The sequence below is a fragment of the Pseudoalteromonas sp. CO325X genome (assembly GCF_004208955.1).
Taxonomy (GTDB): Bacteria; Pseudomonadota; Gammaproteobacteria; order Enterobacterales; family Alteromonadaceae; genus Pseudoalteromonas; species Pseudoalteromonas ruthenica.
On the sequence record NZ_SGPG01000032.1, the window covers coordinates 372,632 to 386,893 of the forward strand.

A 14,262-nucleotide genomic window follows, 5' to 3' on the forward strand; every position below is an offset into this window, starting at 1 on the left:
ACAACGGTTACATGTAATTAACCACTGTCATATTACACATAATTAAAGACCCATCGCTGCCGCGCAGGCAAACTGATTTCCCCCCAGTTATTGGTTTAAAACGCTGCGGCAGCACCTCGAATATAATAATAAAGGGAACAATCGTGTCTTACTCCAAAACCCCACTCAAAAAGTGTCTAGTCGCGGCAGCAATTAGCGCCTGTTTTAGCAGCTATGCAGTGGCTAACGAGCAACAAGTAGCGCGACAAAATAACGCCGCGCCCGCCACCGTTGAACAGCCAGAAGAAGTTGAAAAAATCATCGTCACCGGGTCACGACTACGTCGTACCAATTTTGACACGCCTTCACCCATTGTCAGCGTCGGTAAAGACGAATTAAACGACACTGGGCTTGGCTCATTATCTGAGATATTAGTCGATCAAATACCCGCGATCAGTGAATCATTCAGTAACACCAACAGCCAATCTAGTGTACAAAATACCGGGTTATCCACCATAAACCTGCGTGACTTAGGCACTGACCGCACCTTAACCCTGATCGATGGCCGTCGCGTCGTCTCCAACAGCTACAGCGGCAACTATATCAGCCTTGGCACCATTCCTTCTGGCATGGTGCAACGGGTGGAAGTTATTTCCGGTGGTGCTTCAGCCGTTTACGGCTCTGATGCCATTGCCGGGGTGGTTAACATCATCACCCAAACAGATAAACTCGGCAGCGAAATTAAAGTGCGCGGCGGCACCACCCCGGAAGGCGGTGGCGACGAGTTTACCCTGGATGCCGAGCATGGCTTTACCTTTGCTAATAGCCAAGGCTATGGCTTTTTTAGCGCCACATGGGATCGTCAATTTGGCATTAATTGGGAGGATCGTGACCGAGCAGCTATTGAGGCCAGTTATGATTACCTCGCCAGTAAAATGTGTAATGCCATGAACACCATCGATGGTGACCAATGTATGCGCGACATCACTCAAGCCGATTGGCGAGAGCGCAGCGATGGTACCTATGGCGGGGTATTCGAAGAAGGGTTAGATGCCGCTGACGGAGGCTACTACTACACCGCTGATGGCTTACAAAGTGGCTGGAATGAAGAGCGCGATGGTATCAACTATGAGATGTTCGATAAGATTAAAGTCCCCAATGATCGCTTCGCCGCCGCTCTTAAACTTGATTACGATTTGAATGACAGTGTTCGCGGCTATGCGCAAGTGCAATACAGCAAAACCGGTTCCCGCAATGTGAAATCGCCAGAGGACGAATATGAAGGCGCAGATGCACTCATTCTCGACCCATTAACGGGCGCTGCAGGTGAAATTAGCCCAGGATATATTGAGCTTGATAACCCCTTCTTGCCCGATGAAATTCGCGATAATGCGAAAGGCCGTATCAACTGGGACCGCCGCTTTGCCGAAGTCGGTCCAGTGACCACAGATAACAGCCGAGAAACGATTCGTAGCTGGGCAGGCTTAAAAGGCACGGCCTTTAATGATGAGTGGGACTGGGATGTTTCGGTAGGCTATGGCACCTTTGAGCAAAAACAAAAGCGCCTGAATGAGCTAAACACCGTACGTGTACGCCAAGCCCTCGCTTCTGAGCGTCTGGCTGATGGCACGGTGCAATGTAAAGATGCCGAAGCACGAGCCGAGGGCTGTGTACCGCTGAATATTTTCGGTATTGGCTCGATTACACCAGAGATGGCGGATTGGATCCGGGCCACTCCTGTGATCACCACAGATATTACTCAGCTTAACGTGCAAGGCTATATGACGGGCGATCTATTCGAGATGCCAGCTGGCCCAGTGGCGACTGCTTTTGGCTTTGAGTACCGCCGCGATACCCAAGATGTGCTCACCAATAAAGAGCAGCGATATGGCGGCGTAACCTTTAACGTAGTGCCGACCTTCTCAGGTGATATGGATATCTATGAAGCCTTTGCCGAGGCCTCCATCCCCTTACTAAGAGACACAACCTTAGCGAAATCTCTGGATTTAGAAACCTCGCTACGCATTGCTAACTATAGCCCAGAAGGCATAGATACCATGGCGAGTTACCGCGCAGGGTTTAGCTGGGTGCCAGCCTCAGGTTATATGGTTCGAGCCAACTACTCTCGAGCACAGCGAGCCCCGAACATTACTGAGCTAATGTCGCCACCACGCGGTGACTTTGATAGCTTCAGCGATATTTGTGATGGCGTAACAGCAACCTCCACAGAGCTTGGTCATGATGCCTGTCGCCAAGAATCTGGAATTGCCCAAGCGATTGCAAACGAAGGCGTGTTTGAAGATGAAAACAGCGGCTACTCACCTAACACCGGTAACGAACTGCTCAAAGAAGAAACCGCCGACACCTACACGTTAGGATTAACCATTCAGCCAGATTTCGCTCCTAACTTAGGGATGTCGTTCGATTATTATGATATCCAAATCAGTGACTCCATCGAACAAATTGGTAATGAGGATATTCTCCAAGAGTGCTACGCTTCTGCTGCTGTGCCCTTTGGTGAGAATAATAGTTTCTGTGGTGACATTACCCGTGACAGTGATGGTCAAATCACACAAATTTTGCAGCGTGTATTTAACCTTAGCGAAACCCGTACTCGAGGCTATGACATTGCCATCAACTACCGTTACGACTTGCCCGAGTACGGTAGTCTGCGCTTAAAGCTCGATTGGAACCACGTCACCGAGTACAGCATTACCTATGAAGGTAACGACGGCACCGTGGTCAATCGCTACGATGGTGAGCTAGATTCTGGCATTTTCACCGACAAAGCCCGCGCTTCACTTACTTGGTCTTATGAAGACTTACGAGTACGTTGGACCACCAAGTATAAAAGCGACATTGTTGATAGCCATGACCGCGTTGAAGACATGCGCGAACTCTTTGCCGAGAATGCCGCAAGTTGTGCTGCCGGCGATGATAGCTGTGTCGAAAATCCAGAGCAGCCAAAATATTTATATTACCCCTCTTATATCACCCATGATATCTCGCTTTCTTATAATCTCACATTGCAAGGGGATCAGGACGTGCGCCTATTTGCTGGGGTAAATAATATTTTTGACGACCAAGGCCCGTTTATTCCTTACACAGGCGATAATGTCGAGCATGGCGTCGGCAACTTTGATAGTGAATATGGCGGTGGTGTTGGCCGGTTTGTCTATCTTGGAGCCCAATACAGCTTCTAAACGAGTAGGCTCATCCCCTACCTTGTTGACTAAAGCCTCTCAATGAGAGGCTTTTTTATGGCTGGTGATAAAGCTGCCAAGCATTATCGTGCATAAGTTTGTGCTTTTGCGGCAACACCATATCGGCGTACCCCTGCCACACCTGATGATAACTTTGCTGCATTAAACACAGGGGAAAGTTACTGGCGAGCATCACCCGTTCAGCGCCCAGCGCGTTAATACAACACCTAATAACCTGCTGCTGCCACTGCACTGACTTATGCGGATACAACATTTCCCAGCCACTGCATTTGATCAAGATGTTGTCACAGCGACGCAATAACGCTAGGTTGTCTTGCCATAATGACCACCCATCCACACTCACCAAGCCACAATGATTAATGACTATGTTGATAGTCGGCACAGCAGTTGCTAAATCAATAAGACGTTTACATAATTGGTTATCAGCAAGTGTAAATTGCGCCTCAAAAATAAGCCCTTGCTCTGCTAACAGCGCGGCGTTGTCGATGCAATGGGGGTTAAGTAATCGCGCTCCATCTGCGCCTTCGGTGATATCACGAATACCACGCAATAGGGGATGTTTTAACTTAGCTAATGCCTCAGCAAAAGCAGCAGGGGCCAGGTCAATCGCGGCATGACTAATGGCGGCCCCAGTAAATCCCGTGGCAGCCAACCACTGTAGCTCTCGAGCGGGTTCAGCATTGTCAAAACCGGCTTCAATATGCACCGCGCCGCAGTGTTGCAACGGCTCCTTGAGGTGCAAATCCTGTTGCTTAAAATTGCGCGTAATAGCCTGTTTTTGCGGCCAAAATGGCGCTCCTTTGCGCCTTAACCAGTGATAATCACCTCGGCTAAGGTCAAACAAGTGCACATGAGGGTCAAACAGGCGCTGCGACATTTACTGGGCCGTGTAACCACCGTCGATCACCTGCAGTGATCCGGTGATAAACCCAGCTTCATCGCTGGCTAAAAATGCCACTAGGCTCGCCACTTCATGGGCTTGCCCGAGTCGCCCCAACGGCTGCATCGCCGACTCCTGCGCCACCACTTCTTCTTTGTTAGCGCCACTGCGCTGGCAGTAGTTGTCGATGGCATTGTGGAACAACGGCGTTTCTATGGTACCTGGACACACCGCATTGGCCCGAATGCCAAACTCGGCGTAATCCAGTGCGGTGGTTTTCGCCATCGAAGCCAATGCAGATTTCGATAGGCTGTAGGCGAAGGAGTTGCGCTTCCCCACTAGCGCTTGGTCAGAAGAAATATAAACAATCGCCCCTTTATTAGCGCTGCGCATACTGGGCAGCACGGCTTGGGTCGCCGCATAAGCACCTTTTATGTTGAGCGCGATAACTTCATCCAGCAGCGCTTCATCGGTCTGCTCTATGGTGGCGCTGCGATGAATTCCCGCATTGCATACCAACACATCAACCCCTTGCTCACGCTCGCATATCTCTGCAATGATCGCTTTTACACTAGGCACATCGCGCATATCACAATGGCGATACTCGCCTTGCTCCGACGTGACAATATCCAAGTTATAGACGCGATACCCTTGCGCTAATAACTTTTCGACAATGGCCAGACCAATTCCTTTACTACCACCGGTTACAATAGCGATTTCACTCATATTCATTTACGCCTTGATGTACTGTAATCCCCATACTAGCATCAGCGCCAAATAAAAATATAGGAATTGAGATTATGACCTTTCGTATTGATATGAAAGTACGCGATTACGAATGTGATATTCAAGGAATTGTTAACAACAGTGTTTATTTCAACTACTTAGAGCATGCTCGTCACGAGTTTTTACTTGCGCAAGGGGTTGATTTTGCTGCGCTTGCGAGAGATAAAATCAACTTGGTGGTGCTGCGTAGCGAGCTGGATTACAAGGCATCGCTTATGCCGGGGGATCATTTCTACGTTACCGTAGAGGTTGTGCGCGAAAGCCGCTTAAAATTTGCGTTTGTGCAAAATGTTTATCGCAGTGCTGACGACAAAGTGGCCCTACAGGCCAAAGTAATAGGGACGGCGGTGAATGCCAAAGGGCGCCCTTTTGTTGCCAAAGAACTTGAAACGCTAATCGCTTAAGGTGTGGTGCGCTTGAAGGTAAGCACATGCTCGCCGCTCAGCGTCATTTGACGCTCGCCAAGGCGCACAATCGGCGCTGACTTCAACGTCGCCAATAGTGCTTGCTCTGTGCCTGTCAATGCGGCGTTACATTGTTTATAGGTCATTCCCAGATTAGTGACTTCTAAGCGTTGCTCGCGAATATTGCTGGCGGCAAAGAAGTCATTGCAACCGGAAAAGCCATTTAGCTGCAAAGCATCAATAAAGCTGAGTGAGGCTTGATGATGGCGCACATCTTGACCATCAACGGACATAAGCTGCCAGTCATGGTACTTCGCTGCATCCGCTAGCTGCTCGTCAGTTGATGCACAACCGCTCAACGCTAAAACCATAGCCATCGCAAAGACTTGTTTTGCTCTCACCTATTACACCTTACGCTTATTCTTAGCCACGTCCGTAGTGGGTATTAACTATCGCGCTAATGCTAATGCAAAGCAACGTATAATGCACTGCTTTAACTAAAAGAAAGCGATATAAATCATAAGAGTTAACTTTCTTTTTACAGTCTTACACGCTTTGATATAAAGTTACTTACAGGCTAACACTAAGGCGAAACTCCATGATCATTAAACATTCTTTTCGAACGGCTTTATGTGCCGCTATCATAGCTACCTTAAATGGCTGTGGGAGTGGCAGTGACGATACAACATCCCCAGGCCCTAGCCCCGATACAGGGTGGGTTGCCGGTGTTTTTGCTGACTCCGAACAATTTAAAGGCCAATGCGCTGCGCTAGACCAAAAGTACTGGCTGCGCTCATGGAGTAATGAAACTTACCTCTGGTACGATGAAATTGAAGACCGCGATCCCGCGTCCATCACTGATGTCATTGACTACTTCAATGTACTGAAAACGAATGACGTCACCGCGTCCGGTGCGCCCAAAGATAACTTTCACTTTAGCCTGCCCACCGATGAATGGGAGCAACAACAGCAAAGTGGCAGTGTGTTAGGCTATGGTTTTAACTTTCGCGTTGTCAAGGCGACTCCTCCGCGCGAGGTCGTGGTGACCTACAGCGAGCCGAATACTGATGCGAGCACCCAAGGCATTGAGCGAGGTTGGCAAATCGCCGCTGTAAATGGCGTGGATGTTGTCAATAGCGACAATGTCGATGCCATTAACGCCGCTTTGTTCCCCACGCAAACAGGTGTTGAAACACAGTTTACCTTCACCCTGCGCGGCTCCAACCAGCAACAGCGTATTACCTTAGACTCGGCGCAATTCACCCAAGACCCAGTAATGAAGGTGGGCACACTCAGTACCGGCACTGGCAATGTTGGTTATATGCAGTTTAATGATCACAATGCACCTGCCGAGCGTCAGTTAGTTGATGCCGTTAATCAACTCGCGGGCGCCAATATTTCTGACTTGGTGGTTGATATGCGCTACAACGGTGGTGGCTTTCTCGCCATGGCGGCTCAGCTCGGGTATATGATTGCAGGTAGCAATAACACCAACGGGGTGATATTCGAGCAAACTATTTTTAATGATAAAAACCCAGACACAAACCCGGTAACTGGCGATCCCTTAACTCCCTTTCCTTTTATTGACGAATACATTGGCTTCGACCCCGACTCCGGCATCAGCGCGGGCACAGCCTTGCCAAGTCTTAATTTGAACCGTGTATTTGTGCTCACCACCGGCAACACGTGCTCCGCCAGCGAAGCGTTAATTAACGGCTTACGGGGTATCCCCGATAGCCGTAACTTTGAAGTAGTACTCATTGGCGATGGCACCTGTGGCAAGCCTTATGGCTTTTACCCTACCGATAATTGCGATACCACCTTTTTCACCATTCAATTTACTGGCGTCAATGACAAAGGGTTTGGTGAATATGCCGATGGCTTTGCGCCGCAGAATATTACTAATACCGAGCGCGCGCCAGTGCTTGTGCAAGGCTGCGCTGTAGCCGATGACTTTAATCATTTACTCGGCGATCGTAATGAGGCCTTGCTCAGTGCAGCTCTTGGCTACCGCGCGACCGGTAACTGCCCTGCTGCAAGCACTTTAGCTGGCTTAAAAGGTTATGCTGTTAGCAATGCTGCGGCTAATTCAGGAGCAGCTGCCATCGGCGACAACCGCACGCACAGCAAGTTGCAAAACAACCGGATAATGACGCCAGTGAGAAAGGACTAACGGCTATGACTCTTAAAAAAATCACCACCCTGTTGGCGTCAATGCTGTTTATCACCAGTACCGGTTGCAATAGCACCAGCGACTCGCAGCTCAAGCAAACCCTACTGGTCAATGCCGCAGACGAGCAAGTCGCTGAGATTATCAGTCGCATCCTTGACGCTGATAAGGTGCGCCTCAGTGGCGGCGTGTTCACCCAGCAAAGCTCATTGGTACTAAGCCATCCCAATGTGGTCGATAGCCAAGGCAACCCTATCATGGGCAAACAAATCACCATGCCCGATCGCTTTATGCTGATGCGCGATGAAGACCAGTGTTATATCCATCACCTAAATAGCGACACCCTAGTCGCGGCACCACAGCTGCAATGCCAGTAAAAGTAAAAATCCACCTGCTTAGCAGGTGGCTTTGACACTGCCCCCTAAAAGGGGGCTCTTGCCTTATTCAACTCCTAGCTGCAACTGACGCTCTGCTTCCTCTTTCGACTCCTTATCTTGGTGTCGTACATAGCGTCTTATTATTTCTTCATTGGCTCCTACTGAATCAACAAAATAACCTCGTTGCCAAAAGTGATTACCCCAAAGCTTTTTCTTCCTTAAATACGGAAACTTCGCAAACAGTCTTATCGCTGTTCGCCCTTTAATAAAGCCTACTAACTCTGAAACACTCAGACTCGGTGGGGTCCTTACTACTAAATGCACATGATCTATCTGTACGTTTAGCTCAACCACTCTACTTTTTTTCATATTGCAGTAAACATAGATACTTTTGTACAACTCTTTACCCAAGTTGCCCTTTAGAATCTTGTACCTGTACTTTGGGGTCCAAACTATATGATACTGACACCTGTAGAAAACGTGTGATGCCGAATCGTATCTACTCATGTTATTTACCTCTTTTCATTTGCTGGTTACAAACGAAAGGAAGTATCTAACATGAGTCTTCTTCGGGCATAGCCCCTTCGGACGATCACCACCTCCATAGGAGGTGGTTTAAGACTGACAACAAAAAGGGCCAGCGCATAGGCTGGCCCTTTTTGTATCGAGTGAAGCTATTTCACTTCAACTCTTGATGAGCGCATCACGACCTCATCATTAAGCTCAATGCCAATTCCTGGCGCTTCACTGACCTTAAACTTGCCATTCACTGGCTGCGGGTCTTGAATACACAGCTCGCGGTTCCACTTTTTAATGGCATAGGTGTGGTGCTCGTGAATTAAAAAGTTCGGAATCGCACTTTCTAGATGCAAGGACGCCGCCGTAGCCACTGGCCCGCCACACACATGCGCTTGAATACGTACATCGAAGATATCGGCATAGTCACAGACTTTTTTAGTCTCGGTAAAGCCACCGCACAAACCAATATCCGGTTGCAGTACGTCAATACTTTGATCTTCAAGGTAAGGGCGTACACCCCAGCGGTTATATAAACGCTCACCACCGGCGATGGGCACGGCGACTTTGTCTGCCACTTTTGCATGCAAAGAATGGTTTAGGTAATTCACCGGCTCTTCGTAGTACATACAATCGAACTCTTCAGCAATTTCACCAATCTGAATTGCCGATGTTGCTCCGGGCAGGCTATGACATTCAAAAATAATATCCACCTCGTCCCCCACCGCTTCACGAATGGCCTGCATCCGCGCGCGGTACAGTTTCATCTCGCCACGGTCGATGATCTTAGTGCGATCGTAGTAAGTGTTCCCCTGTTTATCATATTGAATTGGGTCCACTTTCACGGCATCGTAGCCTTGCGCCACCGCCTTAAGTGCCGCTTCCGCATACTCTTGCGGCTGCACTAAGGCCTTAAATTCGCTGTCCCAGTCAAACTGTAACTGCGACGCATAAGTACGCAGTTCATCATTCACCTTACCGCCCAGTAATTGGTATACAGGTAAGCCCAAAGCTTTACCTTTGATATCCCAAAGCGCGGTATCTATCGCACTCATAGCGGCGTAGACCACCGGCCCGCCACCGAGGCCCCAAAAGCTCTCACGCAGCATCCGCGACCATAACAGCTCTGTTTGGAATGGGTCATGGCCGATTAAAAATGCATCCGCCATTTCTTTGATCATCGCTGCTGCAGCGCTGTGCCCCAAGTCATAAGCTAAGCCTGCTTCACCTACACCACTGATCCCCTCATCGGTGTGAATACGCACAAATACGGGTGTCCAAGCTGGGCGCTCTGGGCAGTGAATATCAAATATTTCTACACGATTTACTTTCATGGCTTATCCTTGTTATTCAGCAAAGCTAGGGTCAAGACGATATGCTTTACGAAGCATAGCTGGCCACGCTTTTTGCCCGCCGGTGCTGCCGCTGTGGACCACATTCGCTTGATTATAAATATTATCGATAATAGCCTGAGGCACAGGCGTAGGTGGCTGATTCATACTTTGCATGGCTACTTGAATTTCACACGCTCGCTGCAAGTCATAGAAACGCATAAAGGCATCGCCCACCGTTGGCCCGACGGTTAACCCGCCGTGATTCACTAACAACATATGGTTAGTAGTGCCTAAGTCTTGTTGTAAGCGCTGCTTTTCCTCGTCATTCACTGCCAACCCTTCGTATTCGTGGTACGACAATGATGGCAATGAGAACATAGAGTGCTGGCTGTAAGGCTGCAAGCCACCCTTAACACTGGCTACAGCGATGGTTTCTTTCGTATGCAAGTGGATTACACAATGGGCATCATCGCGCACTTCGTGAATGGCGCTATGAATAGTAAAGCCTGCTGGGTTTATTTGATGGGGCGTGTCGTCAAGAATATCGCCTTGCAGATTCACCTTCACTAAATTAGAGGCAGTCACCTCATCGAAGCTCAGGCCAAATGCATTCACCAAGTACTCATCAGTGCCGGGAATACGCGCCGACATATGGGTGTAAATTAAATCGCCCCAACGCATATGCTCAACTAAGCGATAACACGCCGCCAAATCAACGCGCAAACGCCACTCCTGATCACTGACCTTATCGCGTACGCTTAACGGGGGTAATGTCGGGATCACACTCATGAGTTACTCCACTTAAAATAGATGTATAGAAGTCTAAACACTTCCAGGGTGTCATTCAATAAAAAAAGCCACCGCAGGCAAACCTACGATGGCTTTTTTAAAATAATGACCTTATTTTACGTTGGCAAGGTATTCGGCAATGGCTTCAAACTCCGCATCACTGATGTTCATTACCATGGCTTTCATCGCCGCCGACATGCCATTGTTGCGCTTGCCTGACTTAATATCTTTCATTTGCGCGACCATATACTCTTTGTTCTGCCCTGCTAGCTTAGGATACAAAGGCATGATCGGTGCTTTACCATCGGCGCCGTGGCAAGTGTGGCAGTTTTTCTCGGTGTAAAGCGCTTTGCCATCGGCAGCATGAACATTCATAGTTAATGCCGATAATGCTAAGGCACCAGTTCCCACAAGGACTTTTGTTAGTTTTTTCATAGTAGTTACTCTTATGTTGACGGTAGATAAAATGTTAACAATGAGTGTAGACCCATGTTCTTAAACCTAGCAACTAAGAATTAACCTACACTGAGCGCCACCGACGACTGTACTGGTGCCGTCGACTTTGACTACCAGATTAGATCATCAGGTACTTCGTAGTCTGCGTACGGATCGTCCTCGTCTTTTTGGTCGTCCTCATTTTCCACATGGAAAACAATATATTTTTCATCGACCTCGGCTATTTTACGGGCTGGCTCATCTTGCAGCACATAAAACTGACCTTCTAATACGCAAATAGCTAAGCGCCCTTTTGCCAGCGCCTGCTGGGTTTGTGCATTAACATCGATTTCTTTAATTTTATTGTTGTAGGTGAAGTTGAAAGTAAGCTCACCGCGAATCTCATCTTGATTGTGATGTTCAAGAATTTGTTTTACCCGTGCAACCTGCTCTCGCTCTTTAAGCTCCTTTTGGCGCTGCTCATTCAGCTGATTAGCTTTTTCTTGCTGCGCTTGTTTGGTTTGCTCAATGTGCTTTTGCAAATCACTTTGGTCGCTAGTGGCGCCTTTTTTCTTCTTTTTCTTTTGTGCTTTACGCTTTTCCGACTTGGCCAGTTTAGCTTTATGCTCGTTGGTTAGCCCGGCTTTAAGAAGCTGATCTTGTAATGACCCCATAACTATCACTTGTAAAATACGAACTGAATAAGGTTATTTTACTCATCATTTTCGGAAATGACAGTAACAGAAGTGATTGCGAGAAACTTTGACTAAGCGCAAGCCAAGGTTTGCCTCTGAACTTATGATACACTGACGCTGCAGCTACTCATTTTATGTACTTGGGTTTATGTCTTATTGGTTGTTACTGACCTGCTCGGTCTTTACTTTTTTTATTCTTTACGCCGTACAACCCCTTTTGGCGCTGTTCGCACAGCATTATCAAGTATCCCCGGCCACCGCTGGCTCGCTCATGACCCTGACCATGGCCCCTTTGGCCATTGCTCCTTTACTTTATGGTGTCATTCTCAATCGCCGCAACCTATACCGGGTGCTCCAAGTAGTGATGGTCACGCTCGCCTTAACCAACGCCTTGGTACCACTCACTGAGCAATTTTGGCAGTTGCAAGCGCTGCGATTGATTCAAGGTTTGGCACTGCCCGCCGCACTCACCGCGATGACGGCCAGTATTGCGATACGCTACCAAGGCGCTGAAGTGAGCAAAAAAATGAGTGGTTATATTGGCAGTACCATTGCTGGTGGCTTTTTAGGTCGCGCCTTAGCAGCTGGATTCGCTGAGTACCTCAGCTGGCAAAGCTTTTTTTGGCTTAATTCACTGTTATTGTTGACACTCGCTGCATGCATTCGCGCCCATCGTGCGCCCATACGTCAAGCCCATACACCACTGCGGGGTAACCTTAGCGCACTGTTAAATACGCGCATACTTACGCTTTACGCCAGTGTTTTTTGTATGTTTTTCTGTTTTGCAGCGCTGTTGAATTATTTGCCCTTTATTTTGCGCAGTACCTACGCCATGACCAATACCAAAAATATTGGTTTGGTTTATAGCGGTTACCTATTAGGAGCGTTAACGACCTTTGTTACTCCCTATTTGCAAAAACGCTGTGCGAATATTTTCAGTTTATTGGCCACGGTATTTTTAGGCTACAGCGCCACCATTGCGCTGATGTTTTGGCATAGTTTGCCGGTTTTCCTCATTGCCTTTACCTGTTTTTGTGCATCGATGTTTATTATTCATGCCACCGCTGCTCCGCTAGTAAACCGCCTCAGCAGCGCCAGCGCCAGCCTCACCAATGGAGTGTATGTGTCTTTTTACTACAGCGGCGGCGCACTGGGCTCGTTTGTTCCTGGGTTGTTGTATCAAGCCTATGGCGAGCGTGCTTTTTTAGGGTGTTTAATGCTTGTGTGTCTATGTGGCTACTTACTCATCGCCGTGCCACAACGTTTGGGGACCGACAAAACCTGCACTTGATGCTGCCAATGCCTGAACAGACGCAGTAAGTCCTGCTTGGCCACCAGCCAAGTATAACGATTGTCAAAAGGATGGCAGTGATAAAGCATACCAGGTGGAGTGTTCTCCCAAATGGCCTCATCTAGCCATAATTCGACCTGATTTTCAGGGTCATTCATCAATGCCAGCATTGATACACACCCGGGGTGTACGCCTAAATAACGCTGTAACCGCTCATTCGATGCAAAGCCAAGACGCGATACTTGCTGCGCTTTAGACAGCGCTTTGAGATCCACCTGCGCGTCATGGGCGGTGATCAGTAAAAAATGCCGGCGGCCATAGTTGTCTCGTAAAAATAGATTTTTTAGCCTCACTCCGGGACGCTCTAAGGCGATGCTGTCGGCGGATTGTGCCGTGGCTAAGGGCGGGTGAGAGAGCTTCTCACAAGAAATATCCAAAGCCGTAAAAAGCGCCTCCAGCGCTGCAATAGCACAATTCATTACAGGCACTCACCACGCAACTGCACACTTAAATCGCGCCATAGCACTTGTGTTATTTCATAGTCACCAGGGCAATACTGACGCTCATCGAGCTCTTTTTTTAAAGCTGCGGCACCTTGATCTTCAAGCTGCAGTTTCAGTACCCGAGATTCTTCGAAATACTCTTTTTCAGCATAACGTTCAAACTCACGGCGAGTGATGGGTTCATCCGGGTCGAGCATTTCTCTGCGGCTGGCTTTGACAGTAATAACATAGGCGAATATTTTCTGCCCTTGCTCTGTGGTTTTGCCGTAAAATTGCTGTGACTGCACCTCATATTCGGGTTCATCATAAGATGATGAGCAGGCCGTTAAAGCACAGTAAAACAAGGCCACCGTGATTAATTTATACATGATAAAGACATTCTTATTATTAACTTTCCCTACTGTATCAAAGCCCCCGCGCTTTGGGGAGCGTATTGTCGCAAAGCGACATCCCGCACCTTAGTGCGTGCATCAGATAAAGGTAATGTTTAAGTTTGCGTGAATTTTTTTGATGCGGTACTTGACCTTGAAAGTAAAATTAATAAAATACCAAACGTCTTAACGGACAAGCCACTTTTTAGTGGGGCTATAGCTCAGCTGGGAGAGCGCCTGCCTTGCACGCAGGAGGTCAGCAGTTCGATCCTGCTTAGCTCCACCATTTCCTCTTTGTTTTATTATTTTCTTAGTCTGGCATCCAAGCCCATCCCCCGGCTCGGTATCCCTACCTCGCGTTCAAAACTAAAAAAGCAGTGCTTTTTTCGAGCGTTTCTCACCCTGCTTAGCTCCACCATTTCCTCTTTGTTTTATTATTTTCTTAGTCTGGCATCCAAGCCCATCCCCCGGCTCGGTATCCCTACCTCGCGTTCAAAACTAAAAAAGC

Annotated in this window: 15 protein-coding genes and 1 tRNA gene; 6 read left to right on the forward strand and 10 right to left on the reverse strand. The window is 48.2% G+C overall.

What is annotated here, in order from left to right; all coding sequences use genetic code 11:
- Positions 1 to 143: 143 nt before the first annotated feature.
- Positions 144 to 3,182 (forward strand): TonB-dependent receptor, encoded by a 3,039-nt coding sequence (locus tag EXT46_RS17210; protein WP_130148769.1) that lies wholly within the window; start codon positions 144 to 146, stop codon positions 3,180 to 3,182.
- Positions 3,183 to 3,237: 55 nt separating this feature from the next.
- On the opposite strand, the gene EXT46_RS17215 is transcribed toward EXT46_RS17210, so the two are convergent.
- Both EXT46_RS17215 and EXT46_RS17220 read right to left on the reverse strand, forming a co-directional pair.
- Positions 3,238 to 4,080 carry an amidohydrolase family protein gene (locus EXT46_RS17215; RefSeq protein ID WP_130148771.1) on the reverse strand — a complete coding sequence of 281 codons (843 nt, stop codon included), beginning with the start codon at positions 4,078 to 4,080 and terminating at the stop codon, positions 3,238 to 3,240.
- Complete coding sequence (locus EXT46_RS17220) at positions 4,081 to 4,809, reverse strand: SDR family NAD(P)-dependent oxidoreductase (RefSeq protein WP_045980555.1); 729 nt, start codon at positions 4,807 to 4,809, stop codon at positions 4,081 to 4,083. It lies immediately after the preceding gene.
- Between the two features lie 74 nt (positions 4,810 to 4,883).
- On the opposite strand from EXT46_RS17220, the gene EXT46_RS17225 reads away from it, so the two are divergent.
- On the forward strand, positions 4,884 to 5,273 hold the full coding sequence (locus tag EXT46_RS17225) for an acyl-CoA thioesterase (RefSeq protein WP_022945901.1): 390 nt from the start codon (positions 4,884 to 4,886) through the stop codon (positions 5,271 to 5,273).
- On the opposite strand, the gene EXT46_RS17230 is transcribed toward EXT46_RS17225, so the two are convergent.
- Positions 5,270 to 5,674: an META domain-containing protein gene (locus EXT46_RS17230; protein ID WP_022945902.1), complete on the reverse strand. Its 405-nt coding sequence runs from the start codon at positions 5,672 to 5,674 to the stop codon at positions 5,270 to 5,272. The genes EXT46_RS17225 and EXT46_RS17230 overlap by 4 nt on opposite strands.
- A gap of 197 nt (positions 5,675 to 5,871) precedes the next feature.
- On the opposite strand from EXT46_RS17230, the gene EXT46_RS17235 reads away from it, so the two are divergent.
- Positions 5,872 to 7,446: a S41 family peptidase gene (locus EXT46_RS17235; protein WP_130148773.1), complete on the forward strand. Its 1,575-nt coding sequence runs from the start codon at positions 5,872 to 5,874 to the stop codon at positions 7,444 to 7,446.
- 5 nt (positions 7,447 to 7,451) lie between these two features.
- Positions 7,452 to 7,820, forward strand: a complete 369-nt coding sequence (locus EXT46_RS17240) for a hypothetical protein (RefSeq protein ID WP_045980552.1) — start codon at positions 7,452 to 7,454, stop codon at positions 7,818 to 7,820.
- A gap of 63 nt (positions 7,821 to 7,883) precedes the next feature.
- Here the strand turns inward: EXT46_RS17240 and tnpA are convergent, their stop codons facing one another.
- From tnpA to EXT46_RS17265, 5 genes are all read right to left on the reverse strand, one after another.
- Entirely contained in the window at positions 7,884 to 8,327 is a 444-nt protein-coding gene (gene tnpA, locus EXT46_RS17245) for an IS200/IS605 family transposase (RefSeq protein WP_130148775.1), read from the reverse strand.
- A gap of 167 nt (positions 8,328 to 8,494) precedes the next feature.
- On the reverse strand, positions 8,495 to 9,670 hold the full coding sequence (locus tag EXT46_RS17250; RefSeq protein ID WP_022945905.1) for a mandelate racemase/muconate lactonizing enzyme family protein: 1,176 nt from the start codon (positions 9,668 to 9,670) through the stop codon (positions 8,495 to 8,497).
- A 12-nt stretch (positions 9,671 to 9,682) separates the two neighbouring features.
- Positions 9,683 to 10,450, reverse strand: a complete 768-nt coding sequence (locus EXT46_RS17255; RefSeq protein ID WP_130148805.1) for a class II aldolase/adducin family protein — start codon at positions 10,448 to 10,450, stop codon at positions 9,683 to 9,685.
- Between the two features lie 120 nt (positions 10,451 to 10,570).
- Complete coding sequence (locus EXT46_RS17260) at positions 10,571 to 10,894, reverse strand: cytochrome c (RefSeq protein WP_045980550.1); 324 nt, start codon at positions 10,892 to 10,894, stop codon at positions 10,571 to 10,573.
- Between the two features lie 131 nt (positions 10,895 to 11,025).
- A complete protein-coding gene (locus EXT46_RS17265) occupies positions 11,026 to 11,568 on the reverse strand; it encodes a DUF2058 domain-containing protein (RefSeq protein ID WP_130148777.1) in 543 nt (180 codons plus the stop codon).
- A 169-nt stretch (positions 11,569 to 11,737) separates the two neighbouring features.
- Here EXT46_RS17265 and EXT46_RS17270 point away from each other — a divergent pair, with 169 nt between their 5' ends.
- On the forward strand, positions 11,738 to 12,880 hold the full coding sequence (locus EXT46_RS17270; RefSeq protein ID WP_130148779.1) for an MFS transporter: 1,143 nt from the start codon (positions 11,738 to 11,740) through the stop codon (positions 12,878 to 12,880).
- On the opposite strand, the gene EXT46_RS17275 is transcribed toward EXT46_RS17270, so the two are convergent.
- Entirely contained in the window at positions 12,826 to 13,359 is a 534-nt protein-coding gene (locus tag EXT46_RS17275) for a prolyl-tRNA synthetase associated domain-containing protein (protein WP_130148781.1), read from the reverse strand. The two genes, EXT46_RS17270 and EXT46_RS17275, sit on opposite strands and share 55 nt — an antisense overlap.
- Positions 13,359 to 13,751 carry a hypothetical protein gene (locus tag EXT46_RS17280; protein WP_053910070.1) on the reverse strand — a complete coding sequence of 131 codons (393 nt, stop codon included), beginning with the start codon at positions 13,749 to 13,751 and terminating at the stop codon, positions 13,359 to 13,361. Before EXT46_RS17280 ends, EXT46_RS17275 begins: the two co-directional genes overlap by 1 nt.
- 213 nt (positions 13,752 to 13,964) lie before the next feature.
- Here EXT46_RS17280 and EXT46_RS17285 point away from each other — a divergent pair.
- A tRNA-Ala gene (locus tag EXT46_RS17285) sits at positions 13,965 to 14,040 on the forward strand.
- Positions 14,041 to 14,262: the final 222 nt, after the last annotated feature.